General features: G+C 62.2%; 20 protein-coding genes and 1 pseudogene. 11 read left to right on the forward strand and 10 right to left on the reverse strand.

Annotated features, from left to right (window positions below; translation table 11 throughout):
• The first annotated feature begins 16 nt into the window (after positions 1-16).
• Positions 17-454 (forward strand): annotated as a pseudogene (locus tag SynA1544_RS06350) (ATP-binding protein).
• On the opposite strand, the gene SynA1544_RS06355 reads toward SynA1544_RS06350, so the two are convergent.
• Positions 414-668 (reverse strand): DUF6439 family protein, encoded by a 255-nt coding sequence (locus SynA1544_RS06355; protein ID WP_114989049.1) that lies wholly within the window; start codon positions 666-668, stop codon positions 414-416. The pseudogene SynA1544_RS06350 and the gene SynA1544_RS06355 overlap by 41 nt on opposite strands.
• Positions 669-717: 49 nt before the next feature.
• Here SynA1544_RS06355 and SynA1544_RS06360 point away from each other — a divergent pair, with 49 nt between their 5' ends.
• Positions 718-987 (forward strand): hypothetical protein, encoded by a 270-nt coding sequence (locus SynA1544_RS06360; RefSeq protein WP_186515238.1) that lies wholly within the window; start codon positions 718-720, stop codon positions 985-987.
• A 37-nt stretch (positions 988-1,024) separates the two neighbouring features.
• Here SynA1544_RS06360 and SynA1544_RS06365 read toward each other — a convergent pair whose 3' ends face one another.
• From SynA1544_RS06365 to glnA, 3 genes are all read right to left on the reverse strand, one after another.
• On the reverse strand, positions 1,025-1,315 hold the full coding sequence (locus SynA1544_RS06365) for a copper-binding protein (RefSeq protein WP_186515239.1): 291 nt from the start codon (positions 1,313-1,315) through the stop codon (positions 1,025-1,027).
• Positions 1,316-1,389: 74 nt separating this feature from the next.
• On the reverse strand, positions 1,390-2,463 hold the full coding sequence (locus tag SynA1544_RS06370) for a class I SAM-dependent methyltransferase (RefSeq protein ID WP_186515240.1): 1,074 nt from the start codon (positions 2,461-2,463) through the stop codon (positions 1,390-1,392).
• Between the two features lie 114 nt (positions 2,464-2,577).
• The gene (glnA, locus tag SynA1544_RS06375) at positions 2,578-3,999 is read right to left on the reverse strand and encodes a type I glutamate--ammonia ligase (RefSeq protein ID WP_186515241.1); all 1,422 of its coding nucleotides are present in this window, start codon (positions 3,997-3,999) and stop codon (positions 2,578-2,580) included.
• Positions 4,000-4,205: 206 nt separating this feature from the next.
• Here glnA and SynA1544_RS06380 point away from each other — a divergent pair, with 206 nt between their 5' ends.
• Both SynA1544_RS06380 and SynA1544_RS06385 read left to right on the forward strand, forming a co-directional pair.
• The gene (locus SynA1544_RS06380) at positions 4,206-4,730 is read left to right on the forward strand and encodes an allophycocyanin subunit beta (protein WP_186515242.1); all 525 of its coding nucleotides are present in this window, start codon (positions 4,206-4,208) and stop codon (positions 4,728-4,730) included.
• A gap of 108 nt (positions 4,731-4,838) precedes the next feature.
• On the forward strand, positions 4,839-6,023 hold the full coding sequence (locus SynA1544_RS06385) for an alanine--glyoxylate aminotransferase family protein (protein WP_186515243.1): 1,185 nt from the start codon (positions 4,839-4,841) through the stop codon (positions 6,021-6,023).
• Here SynA1544_RS06385 and SynA1544_RS06390 read toward each other — a convergent pair.
• Positions 5,995-6,438 (reverse strand): nucleoside deaminase, encoded by a 444-nt coding sequence (locus SynA1544_RS06390; RefSeq protein ID WP_255477756.1) that lies wholly within the window; start codon positions 6,436-6,438, stop codon positions 5,995-5,997. The genes SynA1544_RS06385 and SynA1544_RS06390 overlap by 29 nt on opposite strands.
• A 100-nt stretch (positions 6,439-6,538) precedes the next feature.
• On the opposite strand from SynA1544_RS06390, the gene SynA1544_RS06395 reads away from it, so the two are divergent.
• Positions 6,539-7,948 carry an aminotransferase class V-fold PLP-dependent enzyme gene (locus tag SynA1544_RS06395; protein ID WP_186515245.1) on the forward strand — a complete coding sequence of 470 codons (1,410 nt, stop codon included), beginning with the start codon at positions 6,539-6,541 and terminating at the stop codon, positions 7,946-7,948.
• Positions 7,949-8,069: 121 nt separating this feature from the next.
• Here the strand turns inward: SynA1544_RS06395 and SynA1544_RS06400 are convergent, their stop codons facing one another.
• The 3 genes from SynA1544_RS06400 to SynA1544_RS06410 are packed head-to-tail and all read right to left on the reverse strand — an operon-like array spanning position 8,070 to position 10,751.
• Positions 8,070-9,659, reverse strand: a complete 1,590-nt coding sequence (locus SynA1544_RS06400) for a YcjF family protein (protein ID WP_186515246.1) — start codon at positions 9,657-9,659, stop codon at positions 8,070-8,072.
• Between the two features lie 34 nt (positions 9,660-9,693).
• Positions 9,694-10,185, reverse strand: a complete 492-nt coding sequence (lspA, locus tag SynA1544_RS06405; RefSeq protein WP_186515247.1) for a signal peptidase II — start codon at positions 10,183-10,185, stop codon at positions 9,694-9,696.
• Positions 10,182-10,751, reverse strand: coding sequence for a biotin transporter BioY (locus tag SynA1544_RS06410; RefSeq protein WP_186515248.1), 570 nt, complete (start codon positions 10,749-10,751; stop codon positions 10,182-10,184). Before SynA1544_RS06410 ends, lspA begins: the two co-directional genes overlap by 4 nt.
• Positions 10,752-10,807: 56 nt before the next feature.
• Between SynA1544_RS06410 and SynA1544_RS06415 the strand changes: the two genes are divergently transcribed.
• On the forward strand, positions 10,808-11,035 hold the full coding sequence (locus SynA1544_RS06415) for a DUF3148 domain-containing protein (protein WP_006849608.1): 228 nt from the start codon (positions 10,808-10,810) through the stop codon (positions 11,033-11,035).
• Here SynA1544_RS06415 and SynA1544_RS06420 read toward each other — a convergent pair.
• On the reverse strand, positions 11,032-12,288 hold the full coding sequence (locus SynA1544_RS06420; RefSeq protein ID WP_186515249.1) for a pitrilysin family protein: 1,257 nt from the start codon (positions 12,286-12,288) through the stop codon (positions 11,032-11,034). The two genes, SynA1544_RS06415 and SynA1544_RS06420, sit on opposite strands and share 4 nt — an antisense overlap.
• Positions 12,285-13,568, reverse strand: coding sequence for a pitrilysin family protein (locus SynA1544_RS06425; protein ID WP_186515250.1), 1,284 nt, complete (start codon positions 13,566-13,568; stop codon positions 12,285-12,287). Before SynA1544_RS06425 ends, SynA1544_RS06420 begins: the two co-directional genes overlap by 4 nt.
• Positions 13,569-13,586: 18 nt before the next feature.
• Between SynA1544_RS06425 and SynA1544_RS06430 the strand changes: the two genes are divergently transcribed.
• From SynA1544_RS06430 to SynA1544_RS06450, 5 genes are read left to right on the forward strand one after another with little or no spacing between them, the layout of a single operon-like run.
• On the forward strand, positions 13,587-14,330 hold the full coding sequence (locus SynA1544_RS06430) for a phycocyanobilin:ferredoxin oxidoreductase (protein ID WP_186515251.1): 744 nt from the start codon (positions 13,587-13,589) through the stop codon (positions 14,328-14,330).
• Positions 14,330-15,226: an HlyD family efflux transporter periplasmic adaptor subunit gene (locus SynA1544_RS06435; protein WP_186515252.1), complete on the forward strand. Its 897-nt coding sequence runs from the start codon at positions 14,330-14,332 to the stop codon at positions 15,224-15,226. Before SynA1544_RS06430 ends, SynA1544_RS06435 begins: the two co-directional genes overlap by 1 nt.
• A complete protein-coding gene (gene devC / locus SynA1544_RS06440) occupies positions 15,223-16,392 on the forward strand; it encodes an ABC transporter permease DevC (RefSeq protein WP_186515253.1) in 1,170 nt (389 codons plus the stop codon). Before SynA1544_RS06435 ends, devC begins: the two co-directional genes overlap by 4 nt.
• Positions 16,392-17,069: a DevA family ABC transporter ATP-binding protein gene (locus SynA1544_RS06445; protein WP_186515254.1), complete on the forward strand. Its 678-nt coding sequence runs from the start codon at positions 16,392-16,394 to the stop codon at positions 17,067-17,069. The genes devC and SynA1544_RS06445 overlap by 1 nt, the downstream gene beginning before the upstream one ends.
• A gap of 36 nt (positions 17,070-17,105) precedes the next feature.
• Positions 17,106-17,261 carry a hypothetical protein gene (locus SynA1544_RS06450; protein ID WP_006850288.1) on the forward strand — a complete coding sequence of 52 codons (156 nt, stop codon included), beginning with the start codon at positions 17,106-17,108 and terminating at the stop codon, positions 17,259-17,261.
• Positions 17,262-17,286: the final 25 nt, after the last annotated feature.

Raw genomic sequence — 17,286 nt, forward strand, 5'->3', positions numbered from 1 at the left:
TTCAACGGGCCCCACTGTGCCGTCCAAGAGGTTTCGCTGGGCTGAGTTCACCTTGCCGTCGACCCTGCAGCTGGCTCCTCTGCTGGAGCTGCTGACCGAGCCCGTCGGTTGTGTTCTCACCAGTCAGCGGATTGAGCTGGGGTTGCATGAAGCCCTGGTCAATGCCGTTCGTCATGGCAATGCCGAGAACCCCGCCAAGAAGCTCCGTGTTCGCCGCATCCTCACGCCCAATTGGATGGTCTGGCAGGTTCAGGATGAGGGTTGCGGCCTCCCATAACAGTCCCGCACAGCCACCCTGCCGCCGGCTCTCGATGCTCCCAGCGGGCGTGGGTTGTTCCTGATCCATCAATGTTTTGATGATGTGCGCTGGAGCCGACGGGGGAATCGCCTGCAGCTGGCCTGCCGTTGGCCCGTCAGTGACGCGGACAGCCTGGATCCTTCAGCTCTCCTTTGAACCACCCCAGTGCCTGTTGGGTCAGGTTCTCCACGTCGGCGCTGTCCCCTTGGCGGAGCAGTTGCACCATCGCTGCTGCTAGTAACTCAGCTCCACGCCGCTGTCGGTTGCTTTTCAGTTGATGCCAGTCGCGATCGCCGATGCGGAGCAACTGGTGCAGTTCTTCCGCCTTGGCTGTTGCGGAGTCGGGCCATGGGGCGTCAGGTGAAGTCATCCCTGAATCATCAGATCGATCTAGTTTCGGTTGATGTGGGTGCAATGGCGTGGAACAGCGCAAAGGCCAACGACGCGTTCGTGAACTGCGTTGGTTGCACCATGCCTCACGGCTGGTGTTGCAAGGGCAATGTCAGGCCCATGCCCGGTCGGGTGTTGCGGCGCGGCGATGGCTGCAGCGCCGCAAACTTGCTGCGAATCTGATCACCCAACGGCCTGTGGGCTGGGCCCTCTCCCCCGTGTCTGGGGAGCGCTTCTGGAGAGCCTTACGCTTCGGTGGAGCAGGCTTTGCAGTGGCCTGGCTGCTGGCACAGCTGTAAAGGCACCAGGAGATCAGACCTCCAGTTGGCGATGGGACTAGCCAACCACCACCAGAGATTTGGAAGCCAGTGCATCCTCCTTCGTGGGTGAGACCCCCGTGGGCTGCGCCATGTCCTGACCGCGAAGCCAGGCATTGTGTAGGGCTCGCCTGCGGCGATCTTCAGACAACACCAAACGATCGGCTGCAGCCTGAGGACTTTCCCCCGGCATCACGGCCGTGCGCAGACAGATACCGAAGCCATGGGCTTCCACCTGCACATGGCCTTCCATCAGCACCACTTGGAATGTCCAGCCCTGAAGCCAACGCAGACGGAAGGGATTGCTCATGAAGTTCCCTTCGGGATTGAGCACACCCTATGGCTCGCAGCCGTTCGTGCAAGGGACGCTGTCAGGGAATCCCCTCAGCTGGCCTCTGCGATGGGTTTGCGTGCCGACCAGACTCGCGTCATGAAGTGGGTTTCCGCGGTGATGCCTTCGAACCCTGCAGCTGAGAGGCGGGCGTCGATGTCGTCGCCGATGTAGTCGCGGTAGTAGGGCTCATGGAAGACGCGCCGGAAGTTCTCCATCACGGAGGAGAACTTGGCTGAATCGGCCATCTGCACAGAGTCGGCAAGCACGAACACACCGCCGGGTTCAAGCACCCGCCAGGCCTCGTTCAGCACGTTTTGGCGGGCATCCGCAGGAAGTTCGTGCAGCAGGAACACACTGGTGACGGCCTGAACCGATCCATCGGCCAAGGGCAGTGATTCCCCGTTGGCACGAATCAGCTGAACCAGCGATGCATCGCCGTCATTCAGCCAGCGGTTGGCTTGACGCAGGTACGACTCGGAGAGATCGGTTCCGATCAGCTGCGCGTGAGGGACGGCGGCGCGGATCTGCTGCAGAGTCCGGCCGGTGCCGGTGGCCACATCGAGAATTTTGAGGGAACCCGGAGCACGGTCTGCGAAGTGCTTCAAGCCGCGTTTCAGCGGAGCCAAAACCCTGCGTCGCATGGCATCGGCGGTGCCATTGAAAAGGATTTCCACCTGCAGGTCGTAAAGACCAGCCGAGTGGTCACTCAGGTAGCCGTCGGTTTGATGGTGAAAGTTCTGGAGGTAATACTCGGGGTAGAGGGTTTCCTCGGTCTCCTTGGGTAGGTCCCGCACATTGCGCTCCCGGCGTCGATCCCAGGTGGAGGGAAGATCCATCCAAACCTGCGGGTAGCGGCTAACCCAGTCGAGCCAGGGTGCATCGAACAGCAACTGCTCGGGGTAAATCCCCTGTTCGGCGTCCTGCCAGTCCTGTTCTTGGAGTTTGTTCATATCGAGCCGGAGCTCTCCAAGAACTTCGGCGGACACGGGCTCCGTTTTCGGCACCGCATCCGGCGCCAACAGCTCCATCAGCTTGGTGCTCAGCTCCTTGTGGGCCAGGCCCGCGATGCTTTTGCCTTGCTGAAGCGTTTGGTACGCAAGCTTGCTCAGGGGCGTTGACGCCATCGCGGATTCAGACAACATGACCATTCCAACGAATGAGGCGCGCAATCGCGTGGCCAGCAGTCCACAAAAAAACCCGCCTCCTTGGAGGCGGGTCGTGGGATGCACCGGCGCTGATCAAGCGTCGTAGTACATGGTGAATTCGTGGGGGTGAGGCCGCTGGCGCAGCTGTTGCACCTCCTCGTATTTCAGGTCGATCCAGTTGTCGATGAAGTCGTCGCTGAACACACCGCCGGCGGTGAGGAAGCCGCGATCGGCATTCAACGCTTCCAGGGCACCGTTGAGGGATGCGGGGACCGTAGCGATCTTGGACAGCTCCTCAGCTGCCAGTTCGAACAGGTCGCGATCTTCGCCATCGCCAGGATCGATCTGGTTCTTGATGCCGTCCAGACCAGCCATCATCATGGCGCTGAAGGCCAGATAGGGGTTGGCGAGGGCATCGCCGGAGCGGAACTCGAGGCGCTTGGCCTTCGGGCTCGGGCCGGTGAGCGGGATCCGCACGGCGGCGGAGCGGTTGCCCTCGGAGTAGACGAGGTTCACCGGGGCTTCGAAACCGGGCACCAGACGCTTGTAGCTGTTGGTGGTGGGGTTGGTGAAGGCCAGGAAGGCGGGGGCGTGCTTGAGGATGCCCCCGATGTACCAGCGTGCCGTCTGCGAGAGGTTGGCGTAGGTGCCTTCGCCGAAGAACAGGGGCTGACCGCCTTTCCAGAGGCTCTGGTGCACGTGCATGCCGGAGCCGTTGTCGTTGAAGACCGGCTTGGGCATGAAGGTGGCCGTCTTGCCGTACTTCTTGGCCACGTTGCGCACAACGTACTTGTACGTCATCACGTTGTCGGCGGCCTGGATCAGCTCAGCAAATTTCATGCCGAGTTCGTGCTGACCAGCGCCTGCCACCTCGTGGTGGTGCTTCTCGGTGGGAATGCCCAGCTGACCCATCAGCAGGAGCATCTCGGAGCGGATGTCCTGGGCAGTGTCGTTGGGAGCGACAGGGAAGTAGCCCTCCTTCTCCTGGATCTTGTAGGCGAGGTTGCCGCCTTCTTCGATCCGTCCGGTGTTCCAGCCCGCTTCGATCGTGTCGACGCTGTAGAAGGAACCCCCTTCAGCCGAGTTGTAGCGGACGTCGTCGAAGAGGAAGAACTCCGGCTCAGGACCGAAGAAGGCCATGTCGGCCAGGCCGGTGCTGGCCAGATGATTCAGTGCCCGCTGGGCCAGGGCGCGGGGGCAGCGCTCGTAGGGCTGGCCGGTGCGTGGCTCCTGAATCGAGCAGATCATGCTCAGGGTTTTGTGCCGGTAGAAGGGGTCCACCCAGGCCGTGTTGGCGTCCGGCACCATGGCCATGTCGGAGGCCTGGATGCCTTTCCAGCCGCGGATGGATGAGCCGTCAAAAGCCAGGCCCTCCGTGAAGGATTCTTCCTCCAGCAGATCGGTGCACACCGTCAGGTGCTGCCACTTGCCGTGCAGATCGGTGAATTTGAGGTCGATCAGTTCGATGCCTTCGTCCTTGATCTGGCGCAGGACGTCCTGGGGGGATTTCGACATAAGAAGGGACTGCTCGACTGAATTGTGCAGTGTTGTGACCGTATACAGCCACAAGTCACCATTTTGTATCAAGAGGTACGTTTCAGCTGCTGGAAGGCGACTGCGTAACCGTTTCTGTCAACTTGGCTGAAATGCAGGCATGCCAAAGGATCTGCCCGCCTCAACGGTGTTAGCTTCCGCTGCGGATCCTCTGGAGATTCAGGGACATGCGCGATGCAATCAGCGGTCTGATCGGTCGCTACGACCAGCTGGGTCGTTACTTCGATCGTCCAGCGATCGACAGCATCAATACGTATCTGGATGAATCCGCGCTGCGAATTCAGGCCGTTGAGCTGATCAACGGTTCCTCTGCTGAGATTGTTCGTGAGGCCAGCCAGCGCCTGTTCCGGGATGAGCCCGACCTGCTGCTGCCCGGTGGTAACGCCTACACCACCCGCCGGCTCGCCGCCTGCTTGCGTGACATGGATTACTTCCTTCGTTACGCCAGCTACGCCCTGGTGGCCGGTGACTCCACGATCCTCAATGAGCGTGTGTTGAACGGACTCGACGACACCTACAAGAGTCTCGGGGTTCCCACCGGCCCAACGGTCCGCAGCATCGTTCTGTTGGGAGAGGTTGTTTCCGAGATGCTTCTGGCAAACGGTGCTGCATCCGATCAGCTCGCCACCGTTCTTCAGCCGTTTGATCACCTGGCCAAGGGCCTGGGTGAAACCAATGTTCGCCAGCGCTGATCCAGCACGCTCAACGCAAGATCTGAACAGATTGCAATCAAGCCTCCCTCACCCCTTCCAAGGGGCGTGACTGCGTAGGCTCAACACTTCGAACCAACGATCAGGGCTTTGGCGACGACGAACTCACTCCTTCCCGTTGACGATCGTCACCGCAATGCCTTTGCACCGATCGGCACACCCGACCGCCTCCTGCTTGGACCAGGCCCCTCCAACGCCCATCCAACGGTTTTGAAGGCTCTGTCGAGAACTCCGATTGGTCACCTTGATCCTCTTTATGTGGATTTGATGGGTGAGGTGCAGGAGCTGCTGCGTTACGCCTGGCAGACCGACAACCGCCTCACACTTCCGATGAGCGGCACCGGCAGTGCTGCCATGGAGGCCACCCTGGCCAACACCGTCGAGCCTGGGGACACCGTTCTGGTGGCGGTGAAGGGGTACTTCGGCCTGCGACTGGCTGACATGGCCGGCCGCTACCGCGCTGAGGTGAAAACCATTGAGAAGCCCTGGGGTGAGTGGTTTTCCCTCGATGAGCTGGAAGCTGCCCTGATCGAGCACAAGCCCGCCATCTTGGCGATGGTTCATGCCGAAACCTCAACGGGTGTCTGTCAACCCATGGAGGGCATCGGCGACCTCTGCCGAAAGCATGACTGCCTTCTTCTGCTCGACACCGTCACTTCTCTGGGGGGTGTGCCGCTCTACATCGATGAGTGGAAAGTCGATCTCGCCTACAGCTGCAGCCAGAAAGGCCTGAGCTGCCCTCCCGGTCTTGGACCCTTCACCATGGGTCCCCGCGCCGAGGCCAAGATGACAGCGCGTCAGGGCAAGGTTCCCAACTGGTACCTGGATGTATCCCTGCTGAACCAGTACTGGGGCAGCGACCGCGTCTACCACCACACCGCGCCGGTCAACATGAACTTCGGCATGCGTGAGGCCCTGCGTCTCCTGGCTGAAGAAGGACTCGACCAGGCCTGGGCACGCCATCGCAGCAATGCAGAGATGCTCTGGAATGGCTTGGAAAGTCTCGGCCTCTCGATGCATGTGCCGGCCGAGCGCCGACTTCCCACCCTCACCACGGTTCGGATTCCTGACGGTGTGGATGGCAAGGCTTTCAGTCAGCACCTGCTCAACAACCACGGCATTGAAGTAGGTGGTGGACTCGGCAGCCTTGCCGGCAAAATCTGGCGCATCGGCCTGATGGGTTACAACTCCACCCCTGAAAACGTGAACCGTCTGCTCAACCTGTTTGAGACAGAGCTGCCTCGCTTCAGCGGTTCCGTTGCCGCCGCTGCTTGAACCAGCGTTCCAGCTTCTCCCTCGCCTCAGGCTCGCGCACGCCCTGAATCACCTTCATGTGGTGATGGGCACTGGCATGGGTGGAGAGGTCAAGGCTTCCCCCCAGGCCACCGCGCTTGGGATCTGACGCCGCAAACACCACTCTTCCCATGCGGGCCTGCACCAAGGCCCCCGCACACATGGGGCAGGGTTCGAGGGTCACGATCAGGGTGCAGTTGTTGAATCTCCAGTCGTTCTGAACGATCGCTGCCTGTTGCAAGGCCACCAGTTCGGCATGCCCGAGGGGATCCCTGTCGTTCTGGCGCCGGTTCCGCCCATGGCCGATGGCTCGGCCCTGTCCATCCAGGATCACTGCGGCCACCGGAACTTCTCCTTCCGCTCCAGCTTCCTCCGCGCGCTGGAGCAGAACATCCATCCAGCGAGTGAACTCATCCCGCTGATCCACTGCTGTTCCACGTTGTCCTTTGAGCACCATCCCACGAGACGCGAAGATCGGTGCAGTTCACGGGTCTCCGTTGCAAGCCTGTTCCGAGTCTCAGCACCCACCGGATCGGCTTGCTCCGTTCGCCATCCCCTCGGCCGAAGACCCGGTGCTGAGGAACTTCCTGCATCGCAGTTCGGATCTGCTCTGCCGTTGGATCGGCTCCGCTGATCGATCAAGCCCGGTCCCTGTCATGCGGCCCTTGCCTGACGTGGCACCAGGGCTTGATGGGGCCAGCGTTGAATCGCTGCTCAGTGATCTTCAGCAGGTGATGGATGGGGCGTATCAGCCGTCCCATCCCGGTGCTCTCGCCCATCTCGATCCGCCCCCGCTGACCGCGTCCATTGCAGCGGAATTGGTCTGTGCAGGTCTCAACAACAACCTCCTGGCCGAGGAGCTTTCGCCTGGTCTGACCGGCCTGGAACATGACCTCTGCCGCTGGTTCTGCCACAGGATTGGCTTGCCCGCCGGTTCCGGAGGGGTGCTGGCCAGCGGCGGGACCCTGAGCAATCTCATGGCCCTGGTGGCCGCACGGGCGGCGTTGGGGGCCACCCATCGGGATCCTGTACTGCTGTGCAGCCAAGACGCTCACGTCTCCATCAACAAGGCCGCAAAGGTGATGGGGCTGGCGGATGATGCCCTTCAGACGCTTCCCGTGGCCGCGGATGGTGGCCTTTGCCTCGAGGCTTTGGCCAAGCGTTTGAGAGCTCTGCAAGCGGAGGGGCGGCCTTGTCTGGCGGTGGTGGCCACGGCCGGCACCACGGTGCGTGGAGCCATTGATCCTCTGTCGGATCTGGCAACCCTCTGCCGTGATGCTGAGGTCTGGTTGCACGTTGATGCGGCCATCGGCGGTGTGTTCGCCCTCACGGCCCGCCATGCCTCTCTGATGGATGGCATGGAATCTGCCGATTCGATCACGCTGAATCCCCAGAAATTGCTGGGCATCACCAAGGCGTCATCCCTGCTGTTGCTTCGGGATCGAACCCATCTCCGTAAGGCCTTTTCAACAGGATTGCCCTACATGGAGGCGCCCAAGGGGATGGATCACGGCGGGGAGATCGGCTTGCAGGGCACCCGACCTGCGGAGAGCCTCAAGCTTTGGCTGGGCCTACGCCAGTTGGGCGAGGCGGGCATCGAAGCAACGCTCAGCGGAGCTTTGCAACGGCGAAACGCCTTCGCAGCCCAGTTAGACCCGGAGAAGTTCACGTTGCTGCCGGGTGACCTGCACCTGCTGGCCTTTCATCCCAAACATGGAGATGCTGCTGCAGCCGGCCGTTGGAGTGAAGACACCCGGCAAATGCTGCTGTCTCACGGCTACATGCTGTCGCGACCCTTTTACGGCGACCGTTTCTGCCTCAAGGCGGTTTTTGGAAACCCCCACACCACGGCTCAGCACCTCAGCGACCTGTCGGGACGACTGAATCAATCGCTGGCTCCAGCCTGATCGTTCACAATCGCCATCGTTCGAGACGCTCCGATGCCGGAACAGCAGCAGGGTTCACGCTGGGTTGCCATCGTCACCGGGGCGATCTCAGTGGCGATTGGTGTGCTCTATCTGCTTCTGATCACCGTTCTGGATGCCCGGGGGCCGATGCTTCCCCCTCCTGCTGAGGCCCTGGCCGGGGGGGGAGACGTCCCGCCGCCGACTGCTGAAGCGGTTCAACCACTTGCCGCATGGCACTGGCCAGAAAGCGCTGCAGTGAGAGTTCCCGTCGGTTGAGCTCAAAGGCCTGTTGAACCACGGTCTGCATGCCACCGTCACCCCAGTCCTGGTCCTGTTCGAAATAGCGCATGAAACTGCTTCCGGCGATTCGGGTGAGCCATGCGGTCACCACCCCCTGGAGCACCTGCCCCAGCACCAGAGTGGGCAAGCTCAGGCTCAGGCTGGTGCCCAGCAAGCTCATGGCCCCCTTGACGATGCCCAACTTGCCCAGGGTCTGTCCAAGGGACAGGGCCAGATCCTTGGCGCGATCACGTGACATCTCGACCCCATAGATCTTGGCCATCTCCAGGATCATCTGGGCATTTACAGCTGCGGTGCTCAACAGATCCACCCCGGGCAGCGGATTGGCAGCGACAATCCCCGCTCCCATCCAGCTGTAGCGGTCAATGCAGCGTTTGGCTTCCCGAGACCGCTGGTCGTTCAACAGGTCACGCCCGCGGCTGTCGAGGGATCGGCACTGCAGAAGGATGTTGTCGGCAATCAATTCCTCGCCCTCGGCGTGCAGCACAACGGCGAGGCGCTGCAGCAGATCGCTGACGTCAGGCAGCGGCTGCAGCGGGCGAAGGCCGGGTTGAGGAATCGATTGAGGAGAGGCGCTGCAGGCCACCACATCAGCAGCGTTGAGCTGTCCCTGGCAACGGGAGCGAAGCACCTGCAGGAGCCTTTTCTCCTCGTCAACTCCGCGTAAATCCCGCTTGTTCAGCACCAGGAGCAGCCGCTTGCCGAGCCCGGCGAGCGAGGTCACGACGGCGTATTCCGAGGCTCTGAGGTCCCCGTCCACCACCACGATCAACAGATCGGCACGAACCGCCCGACGACGGGCTGTTTCCTCCCGGCTGAGTCCTTCGTCTCCGGCTTCCAGGATTCCTGGGGTGTCCACGAGCTGAAGACCACGCTCCAGGCCTTTCAAACGCAGGCGGTAGGCGCGGCTGGTTTTGGTCACGCCCATGGGCGCTCCCACATCGCCGACCATTTCATTGAGCAGGGCACGGATCAGCGATGTCTTGCCACTGGATCCAGTGCCGAACACCACAACCACCAGATCGCCTCGCTTGAGTTCCTCGGCGACCCGGTCGCGTTCGTTCTGAAGGCTGCGGCGACTGATGTCGTTCTGAATGCGTTCGATCAGACGATCCACATGGCCGAGGCTGGTGGTCGCGGCATCCCGCCGGTTCTGTGGAGCCGGGGTGGCTTGGCGTGGGTGTTGGCTTGGGCGTGATTTCAGGCGTTTCCACATCGGCCAACCCACCTGCACCGCCAGGGTGGCCACCAGCACGAGCCCCAGCAGCAGCACCGGCGTGAGCAACCAGGGAGGCAGGAAGTAACTCAGATCCCACAGCAGGCTGCGGATGGTCTGAACGGCAGCGCCGATCAGCACGAGTGCCACAAAGGCAACGGCGAGACCGATCAGCAACCGGGTTTGGCGTTTCATGCCTGCGTCACACCAGCCTCAGGGCAAGTTTGGGTCAGCCACGGCTGTTGTCACGAAGGCTGGTATCACCCCGGCGGGTCCAGAGGTCGATGGCAAAGCAGAGCACGGCGAGATTGATGGCGACATCCGCCCCGTTGAAGATCGGGAAATCGATCGGTTCGAGGGCCAGAAAATCCACCACGTGGCCCAGACGCCAACGGTCGATCCCATTGCCCACGGTTCCACCCAGAAGCGCTGCTGCGGCGAGGGCCTGCCAGAACGGCAGCACCCGTTCACGCCAGATCCACAGGATCAGCCCGATGCCCACCCCCAGGCTGAGCAGCCCAAGCAGGGCAGTGGAGCCCTGCAGAACACTGAAGGCCGCGCCGGTGTTGTGCACCAATTGCAGCGAGAGCAGATGTGGCAGCAGGGGGAGGGATTGACCCCCTCGCAAAGCGCTCGAGGCCGCCGCCTTGCTCAGCTGATCCACCACCACGATCACCAGGGCAATCAGCAGGGTTGAGCGACGTGGAAGTGGTCTTGTCATGGCTCGATGATCAGCAACCGACGCAGCACGATTGAAAGGAATCCTGCACCAATGCAGAGCAGCATCTGAGCCGGTAGCGGACCGATTGAAAACTGCATCAGCAGCTCGGGGAAACCAAGGCTCCATCGCCCCAGCACCGCCCCGAGGGCGAGATTCAGCACCCCGCAGATCTGGAGAACGAGCAGCCCTGCCAGGGCACAGAGCGACTGTCTGGGCAGGTCATCCATGCCGTCCTGCTGCGCCAGTCGACCGGTGAGCCAGGCTGCGGGCACGAAGCCCGCGAGATAGCCGAAACCCGGTTCAAGCATGTAGTGCAGCCCTCCACCGCCATGGAACACCGGCAGGCTGAACAATCCCAGGCTCAGATAGCCAACAGCGGCCATCACGCCGGCACGCGGGCCACTGACCATGGCGCAGAGAAGCAACGCTGGCACCTGCCACGTGACCGGCAGGGGGAGAAGGATGGGCTCGGGAGCAGGCAGGACCAACGCGGCCGGCACAAGACCACCGATGAGGATGGCAAGCAGACCCGCCAGGGCACCACACCAGGAGGCGAGAGCCCTCACATCACTCACTCAACTCGGCCCATCCTGCTCGACAATGCAGATCCTGCCCAGTTCAGATGTCGGTATCGATTGGTGATCAGCTGCGCCTGTCGCAGCAGCTTCCGTACCTCAAGTCGGCGGATCCGATGCCGATGCTGCGACCGCCGGATCTGGTGGCCGCCGGTGAAGTGGGCGAGGTGGTTGCTCTTCATCCGATGGACACGGTTGCTGTGCGTTTTCGCCGGGGCACGTTTCTGATCCCCCTCGATCGGCTGGATCCGGTGGATGCAGCTGAGGTGGACTAAGCAGCGTCCCGCCGATCCCAGCGCCGTTCGAGCTGCTTCAGTGCAGCGGAGGTTCCGCACAGGCTGAGTCGTGGTTCCCTCAGCCAACGTTGGGCGGCATGGAGCACATCCGTCGGTGTCAGTTCCGCAAGGGCCCGCACACAGCGCTGGTCATGATCGTCGGGGAGCCCTTGGGCCTTCAGCTGAACCCGTCGCTCTGCCCGTTGGGAGCAGGTCTGCAGGCCCTGGGCGAGCTGACCGATGTACTTTGCCCGTGCGAGCTCGAGTGCGGCCTCACTGAGGGGTTGCTCACTCAGCTCGTCCCAGATGTTCAGCAGCAAGTCCAGCGCGAGCTCTGAGCGCTCCTCCACGCTCGAGGCCATCAGCACAAAGGGCGCCGGTCCTGCCAGGGCAGGGAAGTGCGCGGCCACGTCGTAGGCCACACCGTGGTCTTCCCGCAGGCGCTGGAACAGCAGGCTCGACATGCCCACGCCCAGATGGCACTGCAACAGTCGCAACGCCAGTTCATCCGGGTGTCCATGCCCCAGCGTCGCCTGCCCAAGCATCAGAACCACCTGTTCGGTGTCCATCGCTTCGAGCTGGATCGTTTCGGTTCCCACCGCTTCGGCGTAGGGACGGCGGCCTGAGCGATCGTTGCCGCTCCCTTCTGGCCAGTCGCGAAAGTCCTCAAGGGAGCCAATCGTGTCGATGATTTGCGGTGGGACGCTGCCCGCCAGGGCGAGAACGCTCGATGCCCTCGGTAGCCGCTCGGCCAGGGGGAGAAGTGCCTCCCGATCCAGATCATCCAGCTCTTCAGCGATGCCCATCGGGTCGTGGCCGTAGCCCCCGTTGCCATAGGTCAGCTGCCGCCATCCGGTCGTGGCGCAATGGAAGGGGTCCTCCCGCTGCCGTTGCAAGGCCTGAATCGTGAGCGAACGTTCAAGGGCCACCTGGCCAGGCTCAAGCTGGGGGGAACGAACCATCTGGGCCAGCAGGGGAAGGAGCTGCTCCGCGTCTTCCACCGTGCAGCGCAGGCTCAGCACGAGCGCATCTTCCTGGGCATCGCAGCGCAGACCTGCTCCGCATCCCTCAACAAGGTCCGCCAGGTCAACGTGGTTGTGTCGTCCACAGCCGCGGCTGAGCAGAGATGCCAGCAGGTCATGGGCACCCCGTGTTCCTGCAGGGTCGTCGGCGCTGCCGAAAGGAAGCAGCAGTTTCGCGGCCAGAATCCCCGGGCTTGAGACCGGTTCGATCAGCAGTTCGGGGTTGCTCATCCGTGTTTCGTCTTGGCCTGGGCGGTCAGCACAAACGCCTGTTCGGGTTGAAGCCTTGGGAACAGGTCTGAGCGAAGCCGCTCGGCCGTCCATGGCGGCAGGAAAGCAAGAGGATGGAGCAGATCCTGCTGCCGGTCCCAGAGGGTCTGGCTGGCGCTGAGCCCAGACACCTGGCCCGTCGATTCCAAGGCATAGCGCAGTCCGTTGCTCACCAGCTGCTGGCCCCGTTTCAGCTCCTGATCGCTGACGAGCTCTTCCGCCATGGCGCGCAGCTGCCGGTTCACCTCGTCTTCCACAGCCTCCAGATGCTCGTCTGGACAGATCACCTCCAGCGTGATCAGGCTTCCCTGCTCCAGAACCGAGAGGTCCATCGACACGCTTTCAACGATCTGCAGTTCCTCCCTCAAGCGGTTCACGAGACGACTGCGTCGTCCTTCCCCCAGCAGGGTTGTGGCGAGATCAGCGGCCATCACGCCTGTTTGATCCTGGGCCCGTGGAGCTTCCCAGAGCATCAGCAGTCGGGCGGATTCGAGCCGGTCCACAACAACGCTTTCGCGTCCAGGACGCACGCTCAGGGGTGATGACGTTGATGAGGGCTCAGGCGCATCCAGGAGGTCCGCCAGAGCCGAGGAACCCAGGGCACTGCGCAGCTCCGCTGACGAAGGCCCGGCCATCGCCAGGCAGCAGTTGGAACCGCGGTACTGCCGCTGATGAAACGCCCGCATGGCCTCGGGCGTGATGGCCTCCAGGCTGCGGGGGGTGCCCAGGATGGGTCGGCCGTAGGGGTGCTGGTCACAGCCCTTGCTCAACAGCAGTTGCAGCACCTGCTCATTGGGTTGATCGGCGTATTGAGCGATCTCTTCAAGCACCACCCCCCGTTCCGTGTTGAACCCCTCAGGCTCGAGGCTTGGCTGCAACACCAGTTCCAACAACAGATCCAACGCTTCGCGGGATCGATCCGGGGGTGTCAGCACGTGGAAGTGAACGTCATCAAAGCCTGTGGCGGCATTGCTGCTGCCCCCCAGAGCTTCGATGGCTTCATCGAATGCCCCTGCGGCCAGCTGCTCACTTCCCTTGAACACCATGTGCTCCAGGAAATGGGCCATGCCCTCTTCCCCTTGCTGCTCACTGGCACTGCCGGCACGGCACCAGAGATCGAGACAGGTCAGGGGTGCATCCGGCATGTCCGCCGTCACGCAGCGCACTCCGTTGGGGAGGGTCCAATGGTCCAGTTGGGGACCGGAGAACGGAAGGTTCAGAACTGCGTGGCAAAGTTCCATTCTGTGCCTGCCCCTTCGATGCAGCCCAAGCCGCTGGCGCCACCGCCAGGACAGCATCCCCTCGTGCATGCCTTGGCGGCGTCGATCCGCAGTGCCTGGGCGGGATTACCGGGATTGGAGATACTTCCTTGTGACGAGGATTTGCGCTTCATCCAGGGGCAACTCGATGGTGAAGGCCTATCGATCGGGAACGAGCTGTTCCGCTGTGTCGGTCTTCGCAAGCTGCATCTGGAGGTGGCGCGACTCGGCAACGGACTTCAGATCCTTCACAGCGTCTGGTTCCCGGATCCCCAGTACGACCTACCGATTTTTGGCGCCGACATCGTGGCCGGCCCCGCTGGCGTATCCGCCGCGATCGTCGATCTCTCACCCACATCCGATGCCTTGCCGGAGCAGCTGATCCAGCGGCTTGAGGCCAGGCCATGGCCGGCGTTCCGTCAGGTTCGGGAGCTGCCGGCCTGGGGATCAGCCATCTTCTCGAACAAGGTGTGCTTCATCCGCCCCGATGGTGCTGACGAGGAAACAGCCTTTCAGGAACTGGTGAGCCACTACCTGCAGGTGATGGCCACCAGCGTGATCGAGGCCACTCCCGAACCGTCCACGGCTCTCACTACAGTCCGCCGGTACGAAGGTCAATTGAACTATTGCCTTCAGCAGAAACGCAACGACAAGACCCGCCGCGTGCTCGAGAAGGCCTTCGATTCAGCCTGGGCCGATCGCTACATCGACATGCTTCTGTTCGACAACCCTCCGGAACTCTGATGACCCCCAAGCGCTGGTCTGTTCTGGCTGGAAGTTTGGTCATTGCGGTCATCGGCGGCTGGTTGCTGCGGCCGACGCCCGAACCCAAGCCGGTTGAAACGACGCCTGCACCCACGGTTCGTCCGGAAGCAGTTGCCGCCCTTGGGCAGCTCGAGCCCGCTGGAGACATCCGCAATCTGGCGGCTCCCAATGCCGGGATGGCGGGGACACCCCGGGTGGCAGCCCTCAAGGTGAATGAGGGTGATCTGATCAAGACCGGCCAGGTGTTGGCGTCCTTCGATCACCGGGATGGACTCCTCGCTGATCTGGAGCGCGTCGATGCGCAGCTGCGCAGCCTCGATCAGGAGATACAGCTACAGGCCCTTGAGGTGGAGCGCTTCAGCAAAGCCGCCGATTGGGGTGCGGCCGAATTGACTCTGGTGGACAACAAGCGTGAGGAGCTGGTTCGTCTTCAGGGACAGCGGGATCAGGCCCTGGCGGAGCGCAAAGGGCTTCAGGCCGACCTCGTGCTCAGTCAGCTGATCTCGCCACTAGATGGTGTTGTGCTCAAGCTGCATGCCCGTGCAGGCGAGCGCCCTGGTGCAGAGGGGGTGATGGATGTGGGGGCCAATCAGGCGATGCAGGCCAGCATCGAGGTCTACGAATCCGACATCTCCCTGATCCGGCTCGACCAGTCCGTGCGCCTCATCAGCGAGAACGGTGGTTTCCGAGGTGAACTCGTCGGGCGCGTCCTGCGCATCAGCCCGCAGGTGGAACAACGGTCTGTTCTCTCCACCGATCCCACCGGCGATGCCGACGCCCGCGTTGTGATGGTTGATGTGGTGTTGAATCCTGAAGATGCCGCCAAGGTCAGTCGTCTGGCGGGTTTGAAGGTGATCGCCCGCTTCGATCCATGAACCGGATCTGGCGGGGGCGTCGGATTCCCCTCTCCTGGCTGTTGCTGACGCGCCAGCCCGTTCGCTTGCTGGTGGCGCTTGCTGGCATCAGTTTCGCGGGAATTCTGATGTTCATGCAACTTGGATTCCGTGATGGCCTCTTTGACGCCAGCGTCACAGCGCACCGGCTGTTTGATGCTGATGTTGTTCTGATCAGTCCCCGCTCCGCCAGCTCCGTGAGCATGGAGGCCTTTCCAAGGCGGCGGCTGGTTCAGACCCTGGCTGATCCAGACGTCGATGGGGTGACCCCGGTGCACTGGGGGCTGATGCTGTGGCGGAACCCGGAAACGCGGCGCAACCGGTCGATCCTGGCCTTGGGTTTCAATCCCGACGACCCCTTTTTTGTCGATCCCTCCCTGGCTGAGAAAACTGACGCTCTCAAGCAGAAGGGGCGGATCCTCTTCGATCAGCTGTCACGTCCTGAATTCGGACCGATTGCCGATTGGTATCGCGATGGCCGTGTGGTGGAAACCGAGATCGCTGGCAACCGCGTCCGGGTGGCGGGTCTGGTGAGCCTGGGCACCAGCTTCGGTGCCGACGGCAACCTGCTCACGAGCACGGAGACGTTCCTCGATCTGATGCCTCAGAAGCCGCCTGGGGCGATCGAAGTGGGTCTAGTGCGGTTGAAGCCCGGCGCGGATCCTGAGCGGGTGGTGTCCCGATTGAGACAGCGACTGCCCAAGGATGTTTCGGTGCTGACCAAGCAGGGCTTCATCGATTTCGAGCAGAACTACTGGAAGAGCAGCACCTCCATCGGTTTCATCTTCACGCTCGGCGCCGCCATGGGCTTCGTGGTGGGCTGCGTGATCGTGTATCAGGTGCTGTACACCGATGTGAGTGATCACCTGCCGGAGTACGCCACTTTGATGGCCATGGGCTATCGCCTCAGCCATCTGTTGGGAGTGGTGGTTCGTGAGGGCTTCTATCTGGCGGCGATGGGGTACGTCCCCGCCTACATGGCCGGTCAGGGGCTGTACTGGTTCGTTCGTGACGCCACCAAGTTGCCCGTCGGCATGGATCTGTCCCGGGCGTTGACCGTTCTGGTGATGATCCTGGTGATGTGCATGTTGTCGTCGTTCCTGGCCATGCGTCGTCTCATCGATGCAGACCCTGCGGAGATCTTCTGATGGCAGCTGTTGTTGTCGACAACCTCTCCCACGCTTTCGGCCAAGGGGAGATGCGCCGCGCGGTTCTTCAGAACATCAGCTTCAGCATCGAGCCGGGCGAAGTGGTGTTGCTGACCGGTCCTTCGGGCTGTGGCAAGACAACACTGCTCACCTTGATCGGCGCCTTGCGGACGGTTCAGCAGGGTGAGGTGTCGGTGCTTGGTGAGTCCCTGCATGGCGCTGGCCGTCGGCGCCGCCAGCAGGTGCGCCGGCGCATTGGAATGATCTTTCAGGGGCACAACCTTCTGCGCTGCCTCACGGCTGAACAGAACGTGCAGATGGGAGCCGATCTTCTGCCTGATCTCAGTTACAGGGCGCGCCGGGATGAGGCTCGTCAGTGGCTCCGTGCCGTTGGCCTGGAGGACCACATGGCCAAAGTCCCCCATGACTTGTCCGGTGGACAGAAGCAGCGGGTCGCCATTGCCCGTGCCCTTGCCGCCAAGCCCCGCCTTCTCCTGGCTGACGAACCCACCGCTGCCCTGGACAGCCGTACGGGCCGGGAGGTGGTGGAGCTGCTTCGCCGACTCGCCCGTGAACAATCCTGCGCGGTGCTGATGGTGACCCATGACCCGCGCATCGTTGATGTGGCCGATCGCCTGCTTCAGATGGAGGACGGGCGATTAAAGAATGCTGTTTAGTACGATGAAAGTTGACATCAGAGCCCGCAGTTCCGCATGGCCAAGCGCAGAAACCTGAAGAAAGAAAAGCAGGAGCGGAACCGCGCCTACGCGCGCAAGTTCAAGAAGCGCAAGATGCGGAACGATGGCCGTGGTGAAGGCGCTGGTAACGGTGTGACCGGAACCGCCAACAATGGTGGTGCCGCCGACTGATCAACGGATCAGACCATGCATCAAA

This window comes from Synechococcus sp. A15-44 (genome assembly GCF_014280115.1).
Taxonomy (GTDB): domain Bacteria; phylum Cyanobacteriota; class Cyanobacteriia; order PCC-6307; family Cyanobiaceae; genus Parasynechococcus.